Genomic DNA, 21,008 nt, shown 5'->3' on the forward strand with positions numbered 1-21,008 from the left:
CATGTCGAAAGTCCAATCCGCCGTTCAAGAAACCGAAGCCCGGCGAGACTCGCATCTGTTCTATCTGTCCAGCCTGCGCCGGCCGCTGATCGACCGCGCCGAAGGCATCTACATGTGGACGCAGGACGGCCGCCGCTTCATCGATGGCTCGAGCGGCCCGATGGTGGCCAATATCGGCCATTCCAATCGCAATGTGCTCGACGCCATGAAGCGGCAGATGGACCGCGCCACCTTCGCCTATCGGCTGCATTTCGAGAACGAGCCGGCGGAGGAGTTGGCGCGGGAGTTGGCCGGCAAGCTGCCGGAGGGCATGGACCGCATCTTCTTCGTCTCCGGTGGCTCGGAGGCGACGGAATCCTGCATCAAGCTGGCGCGGCAATGGGCGGTCGCCACCGGCCAGGCCAGCCGCTGGAAGGTGATCACGCGTTTCCCCTCCTATCATGGTGGCACGTTGGGTTCGCTCTCGATCACCGGCGACGATGCGCTGGCCGAAACGTTCGAGCCGATGATGCGGGTGATGCCAACCGTGCCGGCGCCGAATGCCTGGCGCGACCGCGACAATCTCTCGATTGAGCAGCGCGGCATCCGCTATGCCGACATGCTGGAGGAGAAGATTCTTGCGGAAGGTCCAGACAGCGTGGTTGCCTTCATCATGGAGCCGATCGGCGGTGCGGCGACCGCGGCGCTGGTGGCCCCGGACAGTTATTATCCACGCATCCGCGAGATCTGCGACCGCTACGGCATCCTGCTCATCCACGACGAAGTCATGAGCGGTGCCGGCCGCACCGGCAAATTCCTCGGCGGCGATCACTGGAACTGCAAGCCAGACATCGTCGCCTTGTCGAAGGGGCTGGGCTCCGGATATGCGCCGCTTGGCGCACTCGCCGCACCGATGCGGCTGGTGCAGCCGTTGCTCGCCTCCGGCGGCTTCCAGCACGGCCACACCTATGCCGGCAATCCGCTGGCCTGTGCCGCCGGCCTGGCTGTGCTCGGCGAAATGGACCGGCTCGACCTGATCGCCAATGCGGCAGCCATGGGCGACGTGCTGATGGACGGGCTTAAAGGCCTGGCGAAGCGGTTTCCGTTCCTTGCCGACGTGCGTGGCAAGGGCCTGCTCACCGGCGCCCAGATGGTCGCCGATCCCGAGACCCTAAAACCGATCGACCAGAACAAGAAAGCCACGCAGCGGCTGCTCGACCTCGCCTATGAACGCGGGCTGATCATCTATGGCCGCAGGGTCAAGGGCGGCGTCGACGGCGACAATTTCATGGTCGCGCCACCGATGATCGTCACGGCCGAGCAGGTCGGCGAGATCATCTCCATCATCGGTGACTCGCTGGAGGTTCTGGCCGCCGAGCTCGACCTGCCGGTCGGAGGGTAAAAGCATGGCCTCGCGAAAAGTCATCATCACCTGCGCCGTCACCGGCTCGGTGCACACGCCGTCCATGTCGCCCTATCTGCCCGTGACGCCGGATCAGATCGCCGCCGACGCGATCGCGGCGGCGGAAGCCGGCGCCTCGATCCTGCATCTGCACGCCCGCGACCCCAGAGATGGCCGCCCGACCGCCGATCCGGACGTCTACATGCAGTTCCTGCCGCGCATCAAACAGGCGACCGATGCGGTCATCAACATCACCACCGGCGGCTCGTCGCTGATGACGCTGGACCAGCGGCTGGCAGCCCCTTTGCGGGCCGAACCCGAAATGTGCTCGCTCAACATGGGTTCGATGAATTTCGCGCTGTTCCCGATGCTCGACAAACCGAGGGAATGGCAGCACGAATGGGAACCCAAGCTGCTGGAAGCCACCCGCGACACGATCTTCAAGAACACCTTCGCCGATACGGAAGCGGTGCTGGAAAGACTGGGAAAGGGCTGCGGCACGCGCTTCGAATTCGAATGCTATGATGTCGGCCATCTCTATTCGCTGGCGCATTTTCGCGATCGGGGGTTGGTGTCGGGACCGCTGTTCATCCAATTCGTCCTTGGCATATTGGGCGGCATCGGCGCCGACCCGGACAATCTCGTCCACATGAAGCGGATCGCCGACAAATTGTTCGGCGACAGCTACCAGTTCTCGGTGCTCGCCGCCGGCCGCCAGCAGATGCCGCTGATCTCAATTGCAGCAGCCATGGGCGGCAATGTCCGTGTCGGGCTGGAGGACAGTCTCTATGACGGCCGCCAGCTGGCGAAATCCAATGCCGATCAGGTGCGCCGTATCCGTGGCATTCTCGACGGGCTGTCGCTGGAGGTTGCAACGCCCACCGAAGCGCGCGACATGCTGGCGCTCAAGGGCGGCGACCGGGTGGCGTTTTGAGATGCTGATCTGAGATGAACCTGAAATGATTGCCTCGCCCAAAATCCGCCTCCGCCCCGGCCGAGTGGAAGACGTCGAAACCATCCACGCCGCGATCCTGAAACTCGGCACGCATATCGGTGCGCCCGAGGAGATCATTTCGACAGCAGATGATTTGCGCACCTACGGCTTTGGTGAAAAGCCCGCTTTCTCCACCCTGATCGCCGAAGTGGGCGGCGAGTTTGCCGGCCTTTGCCTGCATTTCCCGATCTTTTCGACATGGATGGGGCGGCCTGGCGTCTATGTGCAGGACCTCTATGTCGAGGATCGTTTTCGCGGCCGCAAGATCGGCGAGCGGCTGCTGCGGCGTGTTGCGGCGCAGTGCCGGAAGGAAGGCGGCGTCTATCTCCGGCTGTCCGTCGACACCGACAATGAAGGGGCCAAGGCCTTCTACGAGAGGCTGGGCATCGCCTGGTCGAGCTACGAACAGACCCAAAAAATCATCGGCGAGGCCTTCTTTGCTTTCGCCGACGCGCCGGAAAACGGGGATCAGGAATGAAAGCCTTCTATGCCGAGGAACAGAAGCGCCACGACCCCAGGGCCTTTCTTTCGAACGGCGCGGCACAGCCCAATCCGGAAAAGCCGGAGCGCATCGAGAGATTGTTAGTCGGCGCACTATCTGCGGGTTGCACGATCGAGCGACCTCGGGATCATGGGCTCGGCCCGGCCGCGGCGGTGCACACGCCGGAATATCTGGATTTCCTCGAGCATATCTACGCGCGCTGGCAGCGCATCGAGGGCGCTTCGGCCGAAGTGATCCCGAACATCCATCCGATTGCGCGCAACGGCTCCTATCCGGCCTCGGCGGTCGGCCAGGCCGGCTATCACATGGCCGACACCGCCTGCCCGATCTCGGGCGAGACATGGCAGAGCGCGCTATGGAGCGCCTGGAGCGCGGTCGATGCGGCCGAGGCGGTGATATCAGGCGCACCGGCCGCCTACGCGCTGTGCCGCCCTCCCGGCCACCATGCCTTTGCCGATGTCGCCGGCGGCTTCTGTTTCATCAACAATTCGGCCGTCGCCGCGCAGGTTCTGCGTAAACAGGCCGCACGGGTGGCGATCCTCGATGTCGACCTGCATCACGGCAACGGCACGCAAGGCATCTTCTATGCACGGCCTGATGTCCTGACCGTCTCGCTGCATGCCGATCCGGTGCGCTTCTATCCGTTCTTCTGGGGCCATGCCGACGAGCGCGGCGAAGGGCCCGGCCTCGGCTACAATTTCAACCTGCCGCTGCCGCGCAAATCCGCCGACGCGGCGTTTCTCGAAGCGCTCGAGGTGGCCTTCCAGCGTATCCGTGCCTTTTCGCCCGACGCGCTCGTTGTGGCGCTCGGCCTCGACGCGTTCGAGGGCGATCCGTTCGGCGGACTTTCGGTGACGACGCCTGGCTTCTCGCGCATCGGCGAGGCCATCGCAAAGCTCGGCCTACCGACGGTCATCGTCCAGGAGGGCGGCTACCTCTGCGACGAACTCGGCGACAATCTCACGGCGTTCCTCACTGGTTTCGGCGGCAAGATGCGGTGAATGCTCAAGCCAGCGTCAGGAGCGCTGCTGCCTGAGCATGGCGATGACCCGATGCACACTTTCCAGCGTTTCGTCGATTTCGGCTGCCGTGTTGTAGTGAGCAATGCCGATGCGCACGACGCCATGCTCGGCCGGAATGCCGAGCTGGTGGACGATCTCCCAGGCGTAGTTGTGACCGGACCACAGGAAGATTTTTTCGGCGTTCATCAGCCGTACGATCGTTTCGGGCACGATGCCATCGACGGTGAAGGAAACCGTCGGCACGCGATCGCCGAGCCGCTTCGGATCGGTGATGCCGTGGATGGTCAGGCCCTCGATATCGGACAGGCCGTCGATCAACTGTTGCGCCAGCGGGTTTTCATAAGCGATCGAAACCGCAAACGCCTTGGCGATCTTGTGTCTTCTTGAACCGCCTTCGCCCGCCGCCGCGCCAAGGTCGGCAAAGTAGTCGACCGCGGCGGTGAGGCCGGCCATCAGCTCGATCTGCGGCGTGCCGAGTTCGAACCGCTCCGGCAGACCGTTGGAAGAGCAGCGGCATTTGTAGGGCTCCAGCGTCTCGATGACATCACGGCGGCCCCACAATATGCCCATATGCGGGCCGAAGAATTTGTAGGCCGAGCAGATCAGGAAATCGCAGCCGAGCTCCTGCACGTCGATCAGCCCGTGCGGCGCGAATTGGACGGCATCGACATAGACCAGCGCACCGGTATTCCTGGCTATCGCAGTCAGCGCCTTCACCCGGTTGATCGAACCGGTCAAATTGCTGGCGTAGTTCAACGCGACCAGCCGTGTCTTCTCCGAAAGCAAGCCAGCCAGCGTCGCCTCCTCGACCTGCCAGCTGGTTTCGTCGAACGGCAGCCAGCGCACGACGAGGCCGTGATCCTCGGCCAGTTGCAGCCAGGGCGAGACGTTGCCCTCATGGTCCATGCGGGTGAGGATGATCTCGTCGCCGGGCTGCATCGTGCGGCCGAGCGTGCGCGAGATGTGGTAGGTCAGCGTCGTCATGTTGGCGCCGATGATGATTTCCTCAGGACTTGCGGCGCCGAGGAAATCGGCCATGGCCTCATGTGCCTCATCGACGACGGCCTGCGCGGCAATCGTCGTTTCGAAGTAGCCGCCAAGGTTCGCATTGGTGGTCAAGAGACAGCGCGATACCGCATCCGCCACTGCCTGTGGCACCTGCGTGCCGGCAGGGTTGTCGAGATAGATGCGGCGGCGGCCCTTGTCGGTCAGAGAGAGAGCGGGAAATTTTCCCCGGATAGCCTCGATCGGAAAATTCATTGCCGCCCTTCTCCCATTGTAATCGTTGGATATTCGGCCAGCAATCCCCGTTCAAGGACAGGGATTGCCGACCCGCTGGTGGATCGCATCCACCGCCTTCTGCATTTCGTCGGTCCAGACGACGTCGACGGAAGACAGCGCCATATCGAGCTGCGCAACGGTCGTCGCGCCGACGATGTTCGAGGTCACGAACGGCCGGCTCGAGACAAAGGCGTTGGCAAACAGTGCCGGCTCCAGGCCAAAGGAGCGCGCCAGCTCATTGTATTCGAGTTGTGCCTCGGCGGCACCTGGCGTCTCGTAGCGCTGGCCGCGATTGAACAGCTGCGTGCGCGAGCCCTGAGGCCGCGCGCCGTGGTCGTACTTGCCGGTGAGATAGCCCTGCGCCAGCGGCGAATAGGGCAGCAGCGACACCTGCTCGCGCTCGCAGACCTCGGCGAGATTCACCTCGAAGGTGCGGTTGACGAGATTATAGGCGTTCTGGATCGACGCGACGCGCGGGCCGATACCCTGGTCGGCTTCGGCAAGGAACCGCATCACGCCCCAGGAACTCTCGTTCGACAGGCCGAAATGCCGGATCTTTCCTGCCTTCACCAATTCGTCAAACACGGCAAGCGTCTCGGCGATCGGCGTTTCGCCGGCCGGTGCGCCGACGGAATCGGCGCGTGGCGACACGGCGCCGACGCGCGTCGGGTTGGCGCCCCAGGGGATATCCCGCTCCGGCCAGTGGATCTGATAGAGGTCGATGTAGTCGGTGCCGAGCTTGGCCAGCGACTTGTCGATGGCGTCAAAGATATCGGCGCGCACCAGTTGCGACGGCCTGTCGCCGCGAAACCAGCTGTTGGCCGTGCGGCCGACGACCTTCGAGGCCAAGATCACCTTGTCGCGGTTGCCCTTGGCCTTCATCCAGCTGCCGATGATCTTTTCGGTCCGCCCCTGCGTCTCCGCTTTGGGCGGGATCGGATAGAGCTCGGCAGTGTCGATGAAATTGACGCCGCGCGAGAAAGCCAGGTCCATCTGGGCGTGGCCTTCGGCCTCGGTGTTCTGCTGGCCCCAGGTCATGGAGCCCAGGCAGATCTGGGTAACAAGAAGATCAGTCCGACCGAGACGGCGTTTGTGCATGGAATTCGGCTCCGGAGGAAGGCTGGCGCGACTGCGCGGAGGAGCCGCATCTATAGGCAAAGCAGAGCCGCTCTCCAAGCCTCGCCAGGCCGACTTTTGCGTGAACCAGCCGGGTTAGCGGCGAGCACCGGCCAGTGCACGACGCTTGGCCTCGTCGATCAGCATGTTGGCCACTTGCATGCGGATCATGGCGCGCTGGCGCAAATGTGGGGCGACGCGGTCGGGATGGTTGGCAAAGGCAAAGCTGCGGCGCATACGGCCGAAATCGGCGACCTGCTTGGGCTGATTGAGGCCGAGTTCGACGGCGATGGCTTCGGGATCGATCGGCGGCAGTTTTTCCTCGGGCTTTGGCTCTTCGCCGGCGAGAACCAGCTTGGCATGATCGAGCAAAGCGGCGAATTCGGTCGCCAGATCCGCGCCCGCCTCGCGATATTCGGCAGCGGAAACCTTGATGCGGCCGGAATGGAGTTCATCGGCCACCGAAAGATAGTCGAACGGGATGGATGGACGAGCGCCGGCCGCTTCGCCCTCGCCATTCTTGTCGGGGGCGATGAAGAGGTCGTCGAGCAACGAAGCGAAATCCCGCTTGGCGCCAGTAGCGATGTCAGCCTCCCCCTCGCCCGACCATTCGGGTATCGAAGCATAGAACCGGCTCGTTAAAAATGCATGGCACCGATCTCAACGAATTTAGCCGTCGCCTCGTGGCAGCCATGCAGCCAGCATTCGAGGCTACGATGCGCGTCAGCAAAAGTTTCACCCGGTTGCGGAAAATGGCGAAAAAATTCGCCAAGACATGGCAGGTATGCAAATGCTGCACTGCACAATTGTCACGATTCACCTATATTGGCAGCCGTGGAGGACCAATTTGGGGCTTGAATCATGGGTTTCTTCACTGAAATGTTCGCCCGGCCTCGGCCGCAGGAACATCTGAGATACCGCTCGGCGCTCGCGCTGCTTCATTCGATGAGCAATGCCGACCGCGCCGACATCGGGATCAAGCCGGCCGACTTCCCCCGCATCGCCCGCGAAATGTCCGTTCGCTAGCTGCATCCGGTGTTCAGGATGTCCCGGATCGGTCCGGGACACCTCCAAAAAACTCAATTCCTTAGCGCGATCCCAGGAATGTCGCCTTGCCCAACGGTACGCCATTGTGGCGAAGGATGTCGTAAGCCGTGGTGAGATGAAAATAGAAGTTGGGCATGGCCACATGCAGCAGATACTGCAGGCCGGGCATCGAGCTTTCGCGTCCACCAAGCTTCAGCTCGATGATCTTGTCATCGGAGCCGTTGAATTCGGCAGCCGAAAATGTCGCGAGAAGGTCGAGCGTCTTCGTGATGCGAGCCTGGACATCGGCAAAACTCGCCTCATTGTCCTCGTATTTCGGCACTTCGCGGCCGGCGAGCCGTGACGGCGCGCCCTTGGCATGATCGGTGGCGATCTGCACCTGCCTGGTCAAGGCGAACATGTCCGGCGCCAGCCGCGCCGTCAGAAAAACCTGCGGGTCTATCTTGCGGTCCAGCGCATTCTGTTCGGCGGTCGCAAGCACATTGGAAAGCGCTTTCAGCCTGGCCGAAAACACCGGCACGGATGCCTCATACATCGATATCGTCACGTCAAATCTCCTGCCCGGCCCAGCGCCGGCGGACGCGACGTAGCGCCTTCGTGCAGGATTTTTCAAGGCCGCCGACGCCGCGTCACCACGTTGCCGCAATCGCCGTCGTAGAATCCTCTTATCGAGCGGAGGTTCCCGATGAGATGCGCCCTTTTCGCAGCGACTGCCTTTCTCTCCCTTGCCCCGATCGGTCAAACGACCTTGGCAGCCGAAGATGCCCGCGAAACGCCCTATGTCGACGACCGGTCGAGCGCCGATGCTGTTGTGCGTTCGCTCTACAGCGCCATCAGCCGGCACGAATTCGCTCGCGCCTGGGGGTATTTCGGCGATACAAAACCGGCAAAGGATTTCGACAGTTTCGTCAAAGGCTATGACGGCACCGACAAGGTCGAGGTCTTGACCGGGGCGGTTTCCGACGAAGGTGCGGCCGGCAGCATTTTCTACAACGTGCCCGTCGCCATCCGCGCCACCGACAAGAGCGGCGGCGAAAAGGTTTTTGCCGGCTGCTACACGCTGCGCCAGGTGAATGCCCAGATCCAGGCGGAGCCACCCTTCGATCCGATCCACATCGAGAAGGGGGCACTGAAACCCTCCACCGCCGATTTCGAGGAGGCGCTGCCGCCAAGCTGCGGCGACGGGCCGCCGCCACCGAAGAAGGACACTGCGCTGGAGCAGGCAAAGAAGGCGTTTCTGGCAACCTATGGCGGCCAGTGCGACAAACAGTTCCTGGCCGACGAGCCGACGGTCTTTTCAATCAAATACAAGGACAAGGATGCGCAGCCCGGCGACCCCGACAAGGAGACGCGGCTGTTCCATTTTTCCTGCTCGGCCGCCGCCTACAATGAAAGCTCGGTCTATTATATGACCGACGAGATATCGGCCGTGCAGCAATTGCAATTCGCCGAACCCAAGATGGACATCCGCTACGAGAACAATGACAGCAACGGCAAATTGCTGGGCATGAGCATCGTCGGTTTCCAGACGTCCGGCTGGGCGGTCAATTCCGACTACGACGAGGCCACCCAGACGATCACCACGTTCAACAAGTGGCGCGGGGTCGGCGATGCTTCCGACGCCGGCACGTATCTGTTCCGCAACGGCAATTTCTCGCTGGTCCAGTACGACGTCGATGCATCCTATGACGGCGAGCAAAATCCCGAGACTGTCGTCGACTACAACACTGCGCCTTGAGCGTCACACGGGCTTGCAGGCTGTGTCGATCAGGGCGACTTCGATAGCATCCAGTTGAGCGTGCCGCGCCAGTCGGTCATGCGGATCGGGGTGCCATGGGTGCCGGTCTCGAAACGAACGAAACGGGTCGGGTAAGTCTTCGATTTGGCCAGGATCGAGCGAAAGAATGCCTCCTGATTTGCCACTGGGAAGACCACGTCGTGACTGCCCTGGCCGAAAAAGACCGGCACACGGCGCTTGAATGCTGGGCTGGTGAAAAAGCTCTCATCCCACAGCGAGCCGAGCAGCAGCAGGCCGTTGATGCGGCCGCCCATGTCCTTGCGCGCGGCAAGCTTCCAGCACAGCGCGCCGCCCATCGAGCCGCAGGCGACGAAGATCTTCGCGCCTGGCGACCGTTCGGCATAATGACCGATCAGCGCCGCCACCTGCGCCGCTCCCTTGTCGCCGAAATCGGTAAAATCCGGACTGAGATAGAGGCCGCCATTGCCGGCCATCAGGTTCTTGAGCCGGTTGAAATTGCCGCCGAAGGTGAAGTCGTCGACGCCTTGCTTGCGGCTGCCGCCCTGCCCGTGCAGGTAAAGCACGATGATGCCGGCGCCCTCGCTCTTGCCGACGGCGACATGCCTGATATCGCCGGCGTCGGTTTTCAGCAACAGATCCTGCTGCACCTTGCGCACGCTGGCGTCGGTATATTGGGCGTTCACCCGCCGCTCGGGCACCTGGTCACGCTGGTTGATGTCGCGCATCTCGCGGTAGTCGATGACCGTGTAGGCGCCGTTGCTGTCGGACGACAGCGTGGGCGGATAGGCGAAGAGATCGTCCTTGAAGGGTTTTAGGGACAGCGTCTGACTTTGCGCGGCCGACGACAGCAACGCGGTCGTGACTGCAAAGGCACAGAAAATTTGGCGGCGAAAAGACATACCCAACGCATGCGTAATTCGGCTTGGGTTTGTCAATCCTGCAGCACACCGCCGGCGCCTTCCAGCGCCTCGCGCGTGTCGACATCGACAGACGCCGCCGCGCCGATCTCGACATCGATGACATCGAGCCCTTCGGTCTCGACCAGATGGCGTGCACCGGTGTCGCCCTCCAGATGGGCGATCGCCGGAAACAGCGAACGCGGCAACAGCACCGGATTGCCGCGCTTGCCGTCATGCGAAGCGCGGACCACCGCATTGCCGCCGCCCTTGCGGAACGCATCGATCAATCTGTCGAGATCGTCGGACGTGATATCGGGCATGTCGCCGAGCGCGATCATCACACCGGCGGAGTCCTCCGGCAGATAGGCAATGCCGGCCTTCAGCGACGTGGACAAGCCGTCGGTAAAATCAGGATTGTCGGCGAAGGTCACGTCGAGGCCCGCCAGCGCAGCGCGCACCCGCTCGCGCTGGTGGCCGGTGACGACGACAGTTCTGGACGCCTTCGAGCCAAGCGCCCGCTCGGCGGTGCGGCGCACCAGCGGCTTGCCGTCGAACAGCGCCAACAGCTTGTTCGGCCCGCCCATGCGGCTCGACCGGCCGGCCGCCAGCAGCACGATGCCGACCTTCAGTTGAGATTTGGCCGGCAGCGGTTCGCGCGGCTGCGGCCGTGTGGGGATTTCCATCAACAGCCCGCCGACCCCCATGCCGGCAATATCCCTGGCGGTCACGTCGAGACCGGCGATCAATCGGTCCAGCACCCAATCGAACCCGTTCTCCTTGGGACTGCGGGCGCAGCCGGGCGCGCCGATGACGTGCTTGCCTCCGAGCGCACCGAGCACCAGCAGATTGCCGGGATCGACCGGCATACCGGCGCGGACGACGGTACCGCCCGCTTTCTCGATCGCCGCGGGAATGACATCGGCGAAATCGCTCATCGCCGAGGCGCCGAAGATCACCACCACGTCATTGTCGCGCACCAGGGAAGCCGTGGCCTCCGCCACCGGCGCGATCTCATGCGCCGTGCGGCGCTCGGCCGTCAGCCTGCCGCCGGTGCGCGCCAGCCGTGCTTCGGTGACCCGCAGCGTCTTGTCGAGCACGGAAGGCTTGATGCCCGGCAGAACCGTCTGGATGACGCCGACACGCACGGGCCGGTAGGCATTGACGGCAAAGATCTCGCCTGCGGCGCAGATTTCTGTCGCAGCGTCGACCAGCGCTGAACCGACCGCGAAGGGAATGATCTTCACCGTCGCGACCATCTGGCCTTTCTCGACCGGCGCATGCTGCGCCAGCGTGGCGATGGTGATGGCGGGATCGATGGCATTGATGGCGTCGATGGCAGCGGCATCGACCGTGAAGATGCCCGGCGCCTTGGCATGGAGGTTGACCCGCCCGGTCGCGGCAGGCTTGGCTTCGATGCCGCGAAAGGCCATGCTCTCGACAATCGTTTGCGCGGCCGCATCCTCGCCGAGGTCGTCCTCAGCCAGAACAGCCGCAACGACCTCGGAAACACCGGCAGTCCGTAGCAGCGCCACATCTTCGGCGCTCAGCCTATGCGCCTTGCGGAAGCGGCGTTCACCAGCGGTGGTGGAGTGTGCCAGCACCGCGCCTTCCGCCGTCTCGATCGGGATCGGTCCGAATTTCACGCCGCCGCACCTTTTGCGTCCAGCCCGCGCGAGCGGAAGGCATGGATCGCCTGGGCCAACACCGCAACAGCAATCTCTCCCGGGCTGGCAGCACCAATATCGAGCCCGATCGGCGCATGAATACGGGCGATCTGGTCGGCGCTCGCGCCCAGCGCCAGCAAACGTTCGACACGCTTGGCATGCGTCTTCCTGCTGCCGAGCGCGCCGACATAGAAGCAGTTGGCGTCTAGTGCTGCCTTCAGGGCGAAATCATCGACCTTCGGATCATGGGTGACGGCGGCAAGTGCGGTGTAGCTGTCGAGCGGCTGACGCTTCAGCACATCCTCCGGCCATTCGGCATGAAGCGCCACATCGGGAAAGCGGTCCGGCGTGGCGAAAGCGGTGCGGGGGTCGATGATCTCCACGGGATAGCCGGCGATCTTCGCCATCGGCGCCAGCGCCTGGCTGATATGGACAGCGCCAATCACGACCAGACGCGGCTGCGGCAGATGCGCGTTGAGAAAGAAAGTCCGCCCCTCGGCTTCGACCGAACCGGAATTACCGGTGCGAAACGCCCTGGCGATCGCGGTTCCGAGATCGCCGGCGACGTGATCGCCCTCGCGCACGATCCGGTCGCGGCCGTCACCGAGATCGGTGACAAGGATCGCCGCACGGCGGGCGCGTCGTTCGGCGTTCAAAGTTTTTAAGGCGTAGGGATCCATCAGGAAATCTCTTGTCCGAGCATCATCTTGTCCAAAAACCGGGTCCCACTTTTTGGGATCATGCTCTAGCCCAGTCTTTCCACGTACACCTTGATGCGGCCGCCACAGGACAAGCCCACTTGCCATGCGGTTTCGTCGGCAACACCGAACTCCAGCATCCTGGCCTTGCCGCTGTCGATGACGTCGATGGCCTCGCTGACCACAGCGCCTTCGACGCAGCCGCCCGAGACGGAGCCATGGAAATTGCCGTGTGCGTCGATGACCAGATGGCTGCCTACAGGTCGGGGCGCCGAACCCCAGGTCTCGACCACTGTCGCGATGGCCACGTCCTTGCCGTCCTTCATCCAGCCCTCCGCAATGATCAGCGGGTCGCGGGCCTCATCCAGATAAATGCTGTTTTCCATGACCGTTTCTCCAGAAGTCTGTTTTTCTCGGGATCTGTTTTCCGGATGGGAAGGATATGGTTATGCGGCGCGCCTCGCGCCAGCTTCCAGCCATCGGCGCGGATCGACGGATTGTGCCGACTTCTTGTCCAATGACGCGCAGAGATCGGCGAGCGCATCGAGATTGTGCACCGAGCGGAACTCGTCGACATGCGGCAGCATCGCCTTGACGCCACGGGCGCGCGCCTGGAAGCCGTCGAAGCGCAGCAACGGGTTCAGCCAGATCAGCCGCCGGCAGGATTTGTGCAGGCGCTCCATCTCCTCCGACAGGCCGGCGACATCGTCGCGCTCCAGCCCATCTGTGATCAGAAGCACGACCGCCCCCTGCCCCAGCACGCGACGCGACCATATCAGGTTGAACTCGGCCAGCGTGTCGCCGATGCGGGTGCCACCCGACCAGTCCATGACCGCCGCCGAACAGTCGGCAAGGGCTGCATCCGGGTCGCGATGGCGCATCTGCCGCGTCAGATTGGTCAGCCGGGTACCGAAGACGAAGGTGTGCACGCGACGCCTTTTTTCCGTCAGCGCATGCAGGAAATGCAGGAAAATCCGCGTGTACTGGCTCATCGAGCCGGAAATGTCGGCCAACACGACCAGCGGCGGATGAACCTCGCGGGCTGAGCGGAATTTCGGCAGGATCAGTTCGCCGCCGGTGCGCGCGGCCGAACGCATCATGGCGCGCGGATCGATGCGGCGGCCATGCGCATCGGCCTTGAAGCGCCGCGTCCGCACCATGTCGAAAGGCAACCGCAACTGCGCGATCGCCTTCTTGGCGTCGGCCATCTCGGCGGCGTTCATCTGGGCAAAATCCTTGGCCCGCAGCACCTCGTTGCCGGAAAAGGTGAAGCGGGCGTCGACCTCGATCTCGGGAATTTCCTGTAGCGGCTGGTTCTTCTGGTGTCCCTCGAACATCGCCTGGCTGACCCGGTTTTCAGCGGCGCGTGGCTTCTGCTTTTCCCTGGTGTCGGGCGCCACCGGCGAAAACATCGCCAGCATCTTTTCGATCAGTTCGCGCGACTTCCAGAACAGCCGGAAGGCCTCGTCGAAAATGGCGTGATCCTCATGCCGCGACACCAGCACGGCGTGCAGCGTCCAGTAGAAATCGTCGCGCGAACCGATGCCCGCGGCGAGCACCGCCTCGATGGCGTCCTTGACCGAGGCCGGCCCGACCCGCATGCCCGCCTTGCGCAAGGTGCGGGCAAAATAGACGATGTTGTCGGCGATCCGCCCGTGCGGCATGGCCTCTTTTGGCTCGGGGCGCGGCATCGCCTACTCCGCCGCCGAAAGCTCGGCCTTCACCTCGTTGAGGATGCGCCGGCCTTCGCCCTGCTCGATGCGGGCAATGTCGTCCTGGTATTTCAACAGCACGCCGATCGTATCGGAGACGGTTTCCGGATCGAGCGCCACCTTGTCGAGCTCGGTCAGCGCGCCGGCCCAGTCGATGGTTTCGGCGACACCCGGCACCTTGAACAGCTCGATCTGGCGCAGCTTCTGGATGAAGGAGACAACTTCGGCCGAAAGGCGCTGGTTGGCCTGCGGCACCTTGCGGCGCACGATCTCCAACTCGCGCTCGGCATTGGGATAGTCGACCCAGTGATAGAGGCAGCGCCGCTTCAGCGCGTCGTGGATCTCACGGGTGCGGTTGGTGGTGATGATGACGATCGGCGGCTCTTCCGCCTTGATGGTGCCGAGCTCGGGCACCGTCACCTGGAAGTCGGACAGGATTTCGAGCAGGAAGGCCTCGAACGCCTCGTCGGTGCGGTCGAGCTCATCGATCAGGAAAACCGGGGCAGCCCCCGCCTTGCCGGTCAGCGCATCGAGCACCGGGCGGCGGATCAGGTATTTTTCGGAGAAGACGTTGCGCTCCATGGCGGAGCGCTCGACCTTGCCGGCCGCCTCCTCCATGCGGATCTCGATCATCTGCGCGGCGTAGTTCCACTCGTAGACGGCGGACGAGACGTCAAGGCCTTCATAGCATTGCAGGCGGATCAGCCGGCGGCCGAGCGCCTGTGCCAACACCTTGGCGATCTCGGTCTTGCCGACGCCGGCCTCGCCCTCAAGGAAAAGCGGCCGCTTCATACGCAACGACAGGAACAGTACGGTCGCCAGCGACCGGTCCGCCACATAGTCCGCACCGGTCAGGAGATCGAGCGTCTCGTCGATCGTCCGTGGCGCGGCGCGCGGTTTCAGCTCGGTCATTCTTTCTCCGTGAACGCCGCCGCTCCGCTTTCCAGTACGTGGTAGCCGCGGGCGTGATAGATCAGCGGCCGCAAATTATCGCCCATCCGCAGGCCTGTCACCTTGCCAAAAAGCACACGATGGGTGGCCAGGTCCTTGGTATCGATCAATTCGCAGTCGAACACGGCGAGCGCACCCTTCAGCGTCGGCGCGCCGGTGGAGATCACGTCCCATTCGCCGAGCGCGAAGCGCTCCTCGACCGGCAAGCCGGTGATTCCGGAAAAGCCGACTGACAGCGGCTCCTGGTGGGAAGCCAGGGTGTTCAAGGCAAACCTGCCGTTTTTCACGAACGGTTCGTTCTTGGGATTTTCGCGATTGAGACAGACCAGAATGGTCGGCGGGGTGTCCGAAACCGAGCAGGCCGCGATCACCGTCGCGCCGCGCTTGCCGGCCGGCCCGTCGGTGGTGACCACATGGACGTGGCCGGCAAAGTGGCTCATCGCGTCGCGATAGGCCTGCGGCCCAATGTCGTTCTTCTTCAGCACCGTATTTTTTCCATTGTCAGGATCCTATCGACATATATGGCCAGACATAGCCCGCCACAAGCGAAGTGCCTGAGCCATATCCCGAAATTCGCGTGTTGCACCAAGGCCGGGCAGCCTTTAGGTCTTGGCGGCAACAGTGCCGGGAGCATAGGACCGGCCCGGAGGATCCCATCGCTCGAATGCGACCCAGGACAAGAACAATAGCGGCGCTGTTCTGGCTGTTCCTGGCCAGTGGTGCGGATGCCCGGACGCTGCTGGTCGGCGTCTCGGCGCCCCTGTCGGGACCATCGGCCATTCTCGGCAAGCAGATCGAGGCCGGTACCGGTATGGCCGCCGAAGCGGACGGCATCGAACTCAAGACCGTGGATGACGCCTGCACCGCCGATGGCGGCGCTGCCGCGGCCAGGGAATTCGCAGCCGTCAAGGTCAATATCGTGGTCGGCTTTCTCTGCACCGAGGCGATCGAGGCGGCGATGCCGATCCTGAAGGACGCCAACATTCCGGTCATCACCATTGGCGTGCGAACCGAAAGCCTGACCGACCGCCGCGCCAAGACCGGCTGGCCGGTCTATCGCCTCGGACCACGCGGCGACGATGAGCGCAATGCGGTCGCGTCAGCCCTCACCCGCCTGTGGCAAAACGAATTGTTCGCCATTATCGACGACGGCACCATCTACGGCCGTGAAATCGCCGAGACGTTGCGGGCAGCGGCCGAACAGGCAGCGCTGAAACCTGTGTTCGTCGACACGTTCCGGCCCCAGCTCGACAACCAGATCGGCATGATCGGTCGGCTGAAGAAGGCCGGCGCGACGCATGTCTTTGCCGGCGGCGATGGCGACGACATCGCCATCATGGGCCGCGATGCCGCACAGCTTCAGGCGGGCATCGTCTTTGCCGGCGGCGAGAATCTGCGCACGCCGCCCGGCGACGTGCCCTATTCCTTAGGCACACTGATGATCGCACCGCCGGAATGGGCCGATGTCGCCGATCCAAAAGTGCTGGCGGCCTTTGCCGCGCAGAAAGTCGTGCCCGACGGCTATACGCTGCCGGCCTTTGCGGCGGTCGAAATCGCCAAGGCAGCGTCGGGCTTGTCAGAAAGCTCGGGCAAACCACTGACCGAAGCTCTGACCGGACAGGATTTCACCACGGCGATCGGGCCGATCCGGTTTGATGCGAAAGGCGATCTCAGCCGGAGCCCCTACCGCGTCTTCCGCTTCGATGGCACGCGCTTTGCGCCCTTGGAAAGCAACTGATGTTTCGCACCGGCCCACGCAACCTGATCACCGACGTTGCCGGCCTGCGCGTCGGCAATGCGTCCGACTCAAGGCTGAAATCCGGGGTAACGACCGTGCTTTGCGATGCGTCCACAGTGGCCGGCGTTCAGATCCTGGGCGGTGCGCCGGGCACCCGCGAGACCGACCTGCTCGAACCGCACAATTCCGTCGATGTGGTGCACGCCGTGGTGCTTTCGGGCGGCTCGGCTTTCGGCCTCGACGCAGCTTCCGGCGTGCAGGCGGCGTTGCGTGAACGCGGCATCGGCCTCGAGGTCGGCGGTTTTCGCGTGCCGATCGTGCCGTCGGCGATCCTGTTCGACCTGCGCAATGGCGGCGACAAGGATTGGGGCCGTTATCCGCCCTACCGCGAGCTTGGCTATGAAGCCGCGCAAACCGCCACCGCCGATTTCCAACTCGGCACTATCGGCGCCGGCACCGGCGCGCTCACTTCGGGGCTGAAAGGAGGCCTCGGCTCCGCCTCGACGCTGCTCGACAATGGCGTCACCATCGGCGCGCTGGCCGCCGTCAATCCGACCGGTTCGGTGACCACAGGCCGAACCCGCCATTTCTGGGCGGCACCGTTCGAAATCGGCGACGAATTCGGTGGGCTTGGCTATCCCTCGCCGATGCCTGACGAGGCGAAACGGATTCTTTTGAAGTACCGCGACAAACATTTTGGCCGGCAGACGGAGACCGGCGGCAACACCACCATCGCCGTCATTGCCACCGATGCGGTGCTCACAAAGGCTGCCGCCAAGCGCCTGGCGATGTCGGCGCATGATGGATTCGTGCGCGCCATCTGGCCGACGCACACGCCGGCCGATGGCGACCTTGTGTTCGCGCTGGCGACCGGCACGAGCGGTATCGAACTCTCCGCCGATGCAGCAATCGATCTCTACGCCGCCGCCGGCGCCACCATGGCGCGCGCCATCAGCCGAGGCGTCTATGCCGCGACGCCTGCCGAAAACGATCTGTTTCCGGTCTGGTCGTCACGCATGAAGTGAAGCGATCAATCAGACCGGATCGGACTTTTCTTCCTCGAACGTCACCGCGACATCAGAATTCGCCGACAGCCAGACCTTCTTGCCGTCGACTTCGGCAATCAGGCTCAGGGGAATGTAGTGGTGATGGCCCTTGTGGGCGCCCTCGCCGCTATCGGCCTTGGTTAGCTTGATGCGCTGGCCATCGACCTTGTCGACAGTGCCGACATGCACGCCATCGGCGCCGACGACTTCCATATGCTCACGAATTTTGCTGGTGTCGGTCATGGTGGTTCTCCATTGGGACTGCCGACAATAACAAATGACGGGCCGATTGGATGCATCGGCTTTCGCACCGCACGACGTTTTGATTCCGTCGTGCTAGGGGATTGAAACGATCACGGGGGTGAAGACCGATGCGAATGCTCTTTCTGTTTGCCGTTGGCCTGCTTGCACAGCTTGCGACCTCGATCGCGGCTCATGCCGGCGATGTCGCTGAACTTGAGATCCTCGGCTTCACCAAGGACGGCAGCGTCTTCGCTTTCGAGGAATATGGCGTGCAGGATGGATCGGGCTTTCCCTATGCCAACCGCTACTACATCGACACCAGCACCGACAGCTTTCTGAAGGGCACGCCGATCCGGGTCCGGCTTGAGGACGAGAATGCCAAACTGGATGCGGTGCGCCTTCAGGCCCGGCAAAAAGGCGAATCCATTGTCAGCCAGGCCGAGTTGGACGCCAACCGCGGCATCACCGCGGGTTTCAACCCGGTGACCGAGCTTTCGGCGGATCCGCACCGGATGGCGGTCAATCCGCGCCCGATCTTCACTCCGGTCGACCCACCGCTCGAGTTCCGGCTCGACGAGTTGGGCATGAACAACGCCGATGGCTGCGAGAGCCAGGGCGAAATCAACGGCTTCCGGCTGCTGCGCATCGAGGCGCAGGATGGCGGCACGACCAAGCTGCTGCACGAGGACAAGGCGATACCGAAAAGCCGGGGTTGCCCGAACGGCTATCGCATCGGCGCCGTGCAGACCTTTTCCATGGACAGCCTCAGCGCCTATGCCGTGCTGATCGCGGTGCGCCAATACGGCTTTGAAGGCCCGGACTTTCGCTGGATCGCGGTGACCGGCCGCCTGTGACACCCCCTGCTCAACCCGCCGCGCGCGATCGTGCGCTGAACCGCCTTCGCCGCGCGATACCGACGCCGCGCACAGCACTTGTCGGCGCCTTGTTGTGGGCTGTGACAATGGGCGCCAGCGCGCTCCTCACCTTGTTTTTGGGCGACTGGGAGACGCCGGCGAAAATCCTCATTGTCACCATGCTGTTTGCGGCGGGAGCTGCGCTGGCCTTCCCCATCGGCCTGTTTGCGGCGCGGCTGGTCTCGCAGGGAAGACGCTGGGAAGTCGCTTTCGCCGCGGCCTTCGTGTGCCTAGCAGCGGCGACGATCGGCCTGACCGGCGGGCTGTTTGCCCTGCAGTACCGCTCCTACTACGCCGAGTGGCATGCGCCTGCTTTCACCCGCACCTGGGTCCTCCAGTTCGTCTTCACGACGTTGATTGCGCTCTATCAATTCGTGGTGCTGGGCATCCGGCTCTATTTTCCAGTTGGTTTCATCGCTCTGTTTGCCGCGGGCGTCTGGTTTGCGCGCCAGCGGCGTTGAGCATTTTGCTCGCCTCTGTTAGGACGCGGGCAAACTTCTCGATATGTCAGGACTGACCGATGATCCCTCGCTATTCCCGGCCGGAAATGGTCGCCATCTGGTCGCCAGAAACCCGGTTCCGCATCTGGTTCGAGATCGAAGCCTATGCCTGCGATGCGCTGGCCGAACTCGGCGTCATTCCCAGGGAAGCGGCAAAAACCATCTGGGAAAAGGGCAGTGCCGCAAAATTCGACGTCGAGGCGATCGACGAGATCGAACGCGTCACCAAGCATGACGTCATCGCCTTCCTGACCCATCTTGCCGAATTCGTCGGGCCGGACGCCCGCTTCATCCACCAGGGCATGACCTCGTCCGACGTTCTCGACACCTGCTTCGCCGTACAGCTGACCCGCGCCAGCGACATCCTGCTCGCCGATATCGATGGTCTGCTTGCAGCGCTCAGGCGCCGCGCCTTCGAGCACAAGAACACCGTCACCATTGGCCGCAGCCATGGCATCCATGCCGAGCCGACGACCTTCGGCATCAAGCTGGCGCAGGCCTATGCCGAGTTCTCGCGCTGCCGCGAACGGTTGGTGCACGCGCGAGAGGATATCGCCACCTGTGCGATCTCCGGGGCTGTGGGCACCTTCGCCAACATCGACCCCTATGTCGAGGAACATGTCGCGGCAAAGCTCGGCCTGAAGCCCGAGCCGGTGTCGACGCAGGTGATCCCGCGCGACCGCCACGCGATGTTCTTTGCCACGCTCGGCGTCATCGCCTCGTCGGTCGAGCGGCTGTCGATCGAGATAAGGCATTTGCAGCGCACCGAAGTGCTCGAAGCGGAAGAGTATTTTTCGCCGGGCCAAAAGGGCTCCTCGGCCATGCCGCACAAGCGCAACCCGGTGCTGACCGAAAACCTCACCGGCCTTGCCCGCATGGTTCGCTCCATGGCGATGCCGGCGATGGAGAATGTGGCGCTCTGGCACGAGCGCGACATTTCCCACTCCTCGGTCGAGCGCATGATCGGCCCTGACGCCACCGTGACGCTCGATTTCGCACTGTCACGGCTGACCGGCGTCATCGACAAGCTGCTCGTCTATCCCGACAACATGCTGAAGAACATGAACAAGTTCCGCGGCCTCGTGCATTCGCAGCGTGTCATGCTGGCGCTGACGCAGGCTGGGTTGTCTCGCGAAGACTCCTACCGTCTGGTCCAGCGCAACGCCATGAGGGTGTGGGAGCAAGGCGCTGATTTTCTTGAAGAATTACTGGCCGACAGGGAAGTGACCGCTGCCCTGCCCGAGGCCGAAATCCGCGAGAAATTCGACCTGGGCTATCACACCAAGCATGTCGACACGATCTTCAAGCGGGTGTTTGGCAAAGCCTGAGGCAAAGCGCTATACCGTCGCTGGCGTCAAGCTGAGCACCCCTCATCCGACCTCGCTTCGCGAGGCCACCTTCTTCCACAAGGGGAAAAGGAAAGGCTGCGGCAACCTTGCCGCCAAGCATCAGCGATCGAGATTTGCAGAGCCGCGAGCGGCAGGCTTCACCTTCTCCCCTGTGGGAGAAGGTGGATCGGCGCGCAACGCCGCGACGGTTGA

At 63.2% G+C, this 21,008-nt stretch carries 23 protein-coding genes; 11 read left to right on the top strand and 12 right to left on the bottom strand.

What is annotated here, in order from left to right:
* Window position 1: 1 nt before the first annotated feature.
* From LB519_RS09235 to LB519_RS09250, 4 genes are read left to right on the top strand one after another with little or no spacing between them, the layout of a single operon-like run.
* The gene (locus tag LB519_RS09235) at window positions 2-1,381 is read left to right on the top strand and encodes an aspartate aminotransferase family protein (RefSeq protein WP_224619588.1); all 1,380 of its coding nucleotides are present in this window, start codon (window positions 2-4) and stop codon (window positions 1,379-1,381) included.
* Window positions 1,382-1,385: 4 nt separating this feature from the next.
* The gene (locus tag LB519_RS09240) at window positions 1,386-2,315 is read left to right on the top strand and encodes a 3-keto-5-aminohexanoate cleavage protein (RefSeq protein ID WP_224619590.1); all 930 of its coding nucleotides are present in this window, start codon (window positions 1,386-1,388) and stop codon (window positions 2,313-2,315) included.
* Window positions 2,316-2,340: 25 nt separating this feature from the next.
* Window positions 2,341-2,853 carry a GNAT family N-acetyltransferase gene (locus LB519_RS09245; RefSeq protein ID WP_013532101.1) on the top strand — a complete coding sequence of 171 codons (513 nt, stop codon included), beginning with the start codon at window positions 2,341-2,343 and terminating at the stop codon, window positions 2,851-2,853.
* Entirely contained in the window at window positions 2,850-3,878 is a 1,029-nt protein-coding gene (locus LB519_RS09250) for a histone deacetylase family protein (RefSeq protein ID WP_224619592.1), read from the top strand. The genes LB519_RS09245 and LB519_RS09250 overlap by 4 nt, the downstream gene beginning before the upstream one ends.
* Before the next feature lie 15 nt (window positions 3,879-3,893).
* Here the strand turns inward: LB519_RS09250 and LB519_RS09255 are convergent, their stop codons facing one another.
* The 3 genes from LB519_RS09255 to LB519_RS09265 all read right to left on the bottom strand — a co-directional run bounded on the left by LB519_RS09255 (window position 3,894) and on the right by LB519_RS09265 (window position 6,848).
* Entirely contained in the window at window positions 3,894-5,159 is a 1,266-nt protein-coding gene (locus LB519_RS09255) for a cysteine desulfurase-like protein (protein ID WP_224619594.1), read from the bottom strand.
* A 51-nt stretch (window positions 5,160-5,210) separates the two neighbouring features.
* Window positions 5,211-6,278: an aldo/keto reductase gene (locus LB519_RS09260; protein ID WP_127370093.1), complete on the bottom strand. Its 1,068-nt coding sequence runs from the start codon at window positions 6,276-6,278 to the stop codon at window positions 5,211-5,213.
* Between the two features lie 114 nt (window positions 6,279-6,392).
* The gene (locus tag LB519_RS09265) at window positions 6,393-6,848 is read right to left on the bottom strand and encodes a hypothetical protein (RefSeq protein WP_013532105.1); all 456 of its coding nucleotides are present in this window, start codon (window positions 6,846-6,848) and stop codon (window positions 6,393-6,395) included.
* Window positions 6,849-7,157: 309 nt separating this feature from the next.
* Between LB519_RS09265 and LB519_RS09270 the strand changes: the two genes are divergently transcribed.
* The gene (locus tag LB519_RS09270; protein WP_023706483.1) at window positions 7,158-7,322 is read left to right on the top strand and encodes a hypothetical protein; all 165 of its coding nucleotides are present in this window, start codon (window positions 7,158-7,160) and stop codon (window positions 7,320-7,322) included.
* Window positions 7,323-7,383: 61 nt separating this feature from the next.
* On the opposite strand, the gene LB519_RS09275 is transcribed toward LB519_RS09270, so the two are convergent.
* Window positions 7,384-7,890, bottom strand: a complete 507-nt coding sequence (locus LB519_RS09275; RefSeq protein ID WP_027162644.1) for a DUF1993 family protein — start codon at window positions 7,888-7,890, stop codon at window positions 7,384-7,386.
* A 138-nt stretch (window positions 7,891-8,028) separates the two neighbouring features.
* Here LB519_RS09275 and LB519_RS09280 point away from each other — a divergent pair, with 138 nt between their 5' ends.
* The gene (locus LB519_RS09280; RefSeq protein WP_027162645.1) at window positions 8,029-9,081 is read left to right on the top strand and encodes a DUF1176 domain-containing protein; all 1,053 of its coding nucleotides are present in this window, start codon (window positions 8,029-8,031) and stop codon (window positions 9,079-9,081) included.
* Between the two features lie 29 nt (window positions 9,082-9,110).
* Here the strand turns inward: LB519_RS09280 and LB519_RS09285 are convergent, their stop codons facing one another.
* The 7 genes from LB519_RS09285 to LB519_RS09315 all read right to left on the bottom strand — a co-directional run bounded on the left by LB519_RS09285 (window position 9,111) and on the right by LB519_RS09315 (window position 15,511).
* On the bottom strand, window positions 9,111-10,001 hold the full coding sequence (locus LB519_RS09285; protein WP_224619597.1) for an alpha/beta hydrolase family protein: 891 nt from the start codon (window positions 9,999-10,001) through the stop codon (window positions 9,111-9,113).
* 32 nt (window positions 10,002-10,033) lie between these two features.
* Window positions 10,034-11,644 (bottom strand): NTP transferase domain-containing protein, encoded by a 1,611-nt coding sequence (locus LB519_RS09290; protein WP_224619599.1) that lies wholly within the window; start codon window positions 11,642-11,644, stop codon window positions 10,034-10,036.
* Window positions 11,641-12,345, bottom strand: a complete 705-nt coding sequence (locus LB519_RS09295) for an XdhC family protein (RefSeq protein ID WP_013532111.1) — start codon at window positions 12,343-12,345, stop codon at window positions 11,641-11,643. Before LB519_RS09295 ends, LB519_RS09290 begins: the two co-directional genes overlap by 4 nt.
* Before the next feature lie 65 nt (window positions 12,346-12,410).
* Window positions 12,411-12,749: an XdhC family protein gene (locus tag LB519_RS09300; protein WP_063167827.1), complete on the bottom strand. Its 339-nt coding sequence runs from the start codon at window positions 12,747-12,749 to the stop codon at window positions 12,411-12,413.
* 60 nt (window positions 12,750-12,809) lie between these two features.
* Window positions 12,810-14,054: a vWA domain-containing protein gene (locus tag LB519_RS09305; protein ID WP_224619601.1), complete on the bottom strand. Its 1,245-nt coding sequence runs from the start codon at window positions 14,052-14,054 to the stop codon at window positions 12,810-12,812.
* A gap of 3 nt (window positions 14,055-14,057) precedes the next feature.
* Window positions 14,058-14,987, bottom strand: a complete 930-nt coding sequence (locus tag LB519_RS09310; RefSeq protein ID WP_013532114.1) for an AAA family ATPase — start codon at window positions 14,985-14,987, stop codon at window positions 14,058-14,060.
* On the bottom strand, window positions 14,984-15,511 hold the full coding sequence (locus LB519_RS09315) for a flavin reductase (RefSeq protein WP_013532115.1): 528 nt from the start codon (window positions 15,509-15,511) through the stop codon (window positions 14,984-14,986). The genes LB519_RS09310 and LB519_RS09315 overlap by 4 nt, the downstream gene beginning before the upstream one ends.
* A 179-nt stretch (window positions 15,512-15,690) precedes the next feature.
* On the opposite strand from LB519_RS09315, the gene LB519_RS09320 reads away from it, so the two are divergent.
* Both LB519_RS09320 and LB519_RS09325 read left to right on the top strand, forming a co-directional pair.
* Entirely contained in the window at window positions 15,691-16,764 is a 1,074-nt protein-coding gene (locus LB519_RS09320) for a branched-chain amino acid ABC transporter substrate-binding protein (protein WP_013532116.1), read from the top strand.
* Window positions 16,764-17,789, top strand: coding sequence for a P1 family peptidase (locus LB519_RS09325; protein ID WP_224619603.1), 1,026 nt, complete (start codon window positions 16,764-16,766; stop codon window positions 17,787-17,789). Before LB519_RS09320 ends, LB519_RS09325 begins: the two co-directional genes overlap by 1 nt.
* A gap of 9 nt (window positions 17,790-17,798) precedes the next feature.
* Here LB519_RS09325 and LB519_RS09330 read toward each other — a convergent pair whose 3' ends face one another.
* Window positions 17,799-18,053, bottom strand: a complete 255-nt coding sequence (locus tag LB519_RS09330) for a DUF2171 domain-containing protein (RefSeq protein WP_013532118.1) — start codon at window positions 18,051-18,053, stop codon at window positions 17,799-17,801.
* Between the two features lie 128 nt (window positions 18,054-18,181).
* Between LB519_RS09330 and LB519_RS09335 the strand changes: the two genes are divergently transcribed.
* The 3 genes from LB519_RS09335 to purB all read left to right on the top strand — a co-directional run bounded on the left by LB519_RS09335 (window position 18,182) and on the right by purB (window position 20,795).
* Complete coding sequence (locus tag LB519_RS09335) at window positions 18,182-18,907, top strand: DUF2259 domain-containing protein (protein WP_013532119.1); 726 nt, start codon at window positions 18,182-18,184, stop codon at window positions 18,905-18,907.
* A gap of 107 nt (window positions 18,908-19,014) precedes the next feature.
* The gene (locus tag LB519_RS09340; protein WP_224619604.1) at window positions 19,015-19,428 is read left to right on the top strand and encodes a hypothetical protein; all 414 of its coding nucleotides are present in this window, start codon (window positions 19,015-19,017) and stop codon (window positions 19,426-19,428) included.
* 59 nt (window positions 19,429-19,487) lie between these two features.
* The gene (purB, locus tag LB519_RS09345; protein ID WP_224619605.1) at window positions 19,488-20,795 is read left to right on the top strand and encodes an adenylosuccinate lyase; all 1,308 of its coding nucleotides are present in this window, start codon (window positions 19,488-19,490) and stop codon (window positions 20,793-20,795) included.
* Window positions 20,796-21,008: the final 213 nt, after the last annotated feature.

The organism is Mesorhizobium sp. AD1-1 (assembly GCF_020164655.1).
GTDB classification, from domain to species: Bacteria; Pseudomonadota; Alphaproteobacteria; order Rhizobiales; family Rhizobiaceae; genus Mesorhizobium; species Mesorhizobium ciceri.

Excerpts from the sequence above, each read along its gene's own strand:
- purB (WP_224619605.1), top strand. The coding sequence starts at position 19,488 with ATGATCCCTCGCTATTCCCGGCCGGAAATGGTCGCCATCTGGTCGCCA.
- LB519_RS09300 (WP_063167827.1), bottom strand. The coding sequence starts at position 12,749 with ATGGAAAACAGCATTTATCTGGATGAGGCCCGCGACCCGCTGATCATT.
- LB519_RS09330 (WP_013532118.1), bottom strand. The coding sequence starts at position 18,053 with ATGACCGACACCAGCAAAATTCGTGAGCATATGGAAGTCGTCGGCGCC.
- LB519_RS09325 (WP_224619603.1), top strand. The coding sequence starts at position 16,764 with ATGTTTCGCACCGGCCCACGCAACCTGATCACCGACGTTGCCGGCCTG.
- LB519_RS09245 (WP_013532101.1), top strand. The coding sequence starts at position 2,341 with ATGATTGCCTCGCCCAAAATCCGCCTCCGCCCCGGCCGAGTGGAAGAC.
- LB519_RS09335 (WP_013532119.1), top strand. The coding sequence starts at position 18,182 with ATGCGAATGCTCTTTCTGTTTGCCGTTGGCCTGCTTGCACAGCTTGCG.
- LB519_RS09305 (WP_224619601.1), bottom strand. The coding sequence starts at position 14,054 with ATGCCGCGCCCCGAGCCAAAAGAGGCCATGCCGCACGGGCGGATCGCC.
- LB519_RS09320 (WP_013532116.1), top strand. The coding sequence starts at position 15,691 with ATGCGACCCAGGACAAGAACAATAGCGGCGCTGTTCTGGCTGTTCCTG.
- LB519_RS09250 (WP_224619592.1), top strand. The coding sequence starts at position 2,850 with ATGAAAGCCTTCTATGCCGAGGAACAGAAGCGCCACGACCCCAGGGCC.
- LB519_RS09310 (WP_013532114.1), bottom strand. The coding sequence starts at position 14,987 with ATGACCGAGCTGAAACCGCGCGCCGCGCCACGGACGATCGACGAGACG.
- LB519_RS09255 (WP_224619594.1), bottom strand. The coding sequence starts at position 5,159 with ATGAATTTTCCGATCGAGGCTATCCGGGGAAAATTTCCCGCTCTCTCT.
- LB519_RS09280 (WP_027162645.1), top strand. The coding sequence starts at position 8,029 with ATGAGATGCGCCCTTTTCGCAGCGACTGCCTTTCTCTCCCTTGCCCCG.
- LB519_RS09260 (WP_127370093.1), bottom strand. The coding sequence starts at position 6,278 with ATGCACAAACGCCGTCTCGGTCGGACTGATCTTCTTGTTACCCAGATC.
- LB519_RS09240 (WP_224619590.1), top strand. The coding sequence starts at position 1,386 with ATGGCCTCGCGAAAAGTCATCATCACCTGCGCCGTCACCGGCTCGGTG.
- LB519_RS09285 (WP_224619597.1), bottom strand. The coding sequence starts at position 10,001 with ATGTCTTTTCGCCGCCAAATTTTCTGTGCCTTTGCAGTCACGACCGCG.
- LB519_RS09340 (WP_224619604.1), top strand. The coding sequence starts at position 19,015 with ATGGGCGCCAGCGCGCTCCTCACCTTGTTTTTGGGCGACTGGGAGACG.
- LB519_RS09295 (WP_013532111.1), bottom strand. The coding sequence starts at position 12,345 with ATGGATCCCTACGCCTTAAAAACTTTGAACGCCGAACGACGCGCCCGC.
- LB519_RS09270 (WP_023706483.1), top strand. The coding sequence starts at position 7,158 with ATGGGTTTCTTCACTGAAATGTTCGCCCGGCCTCGGCCGCAGGAACAT.
- LB519_RS09235 (WP_224619588.1), top strand. The coding sequence starts at position 2 with ATGTCGAAAGTCCAATCCGCCGTTCAAGAAACCGAAGCCCGGCGAGAC.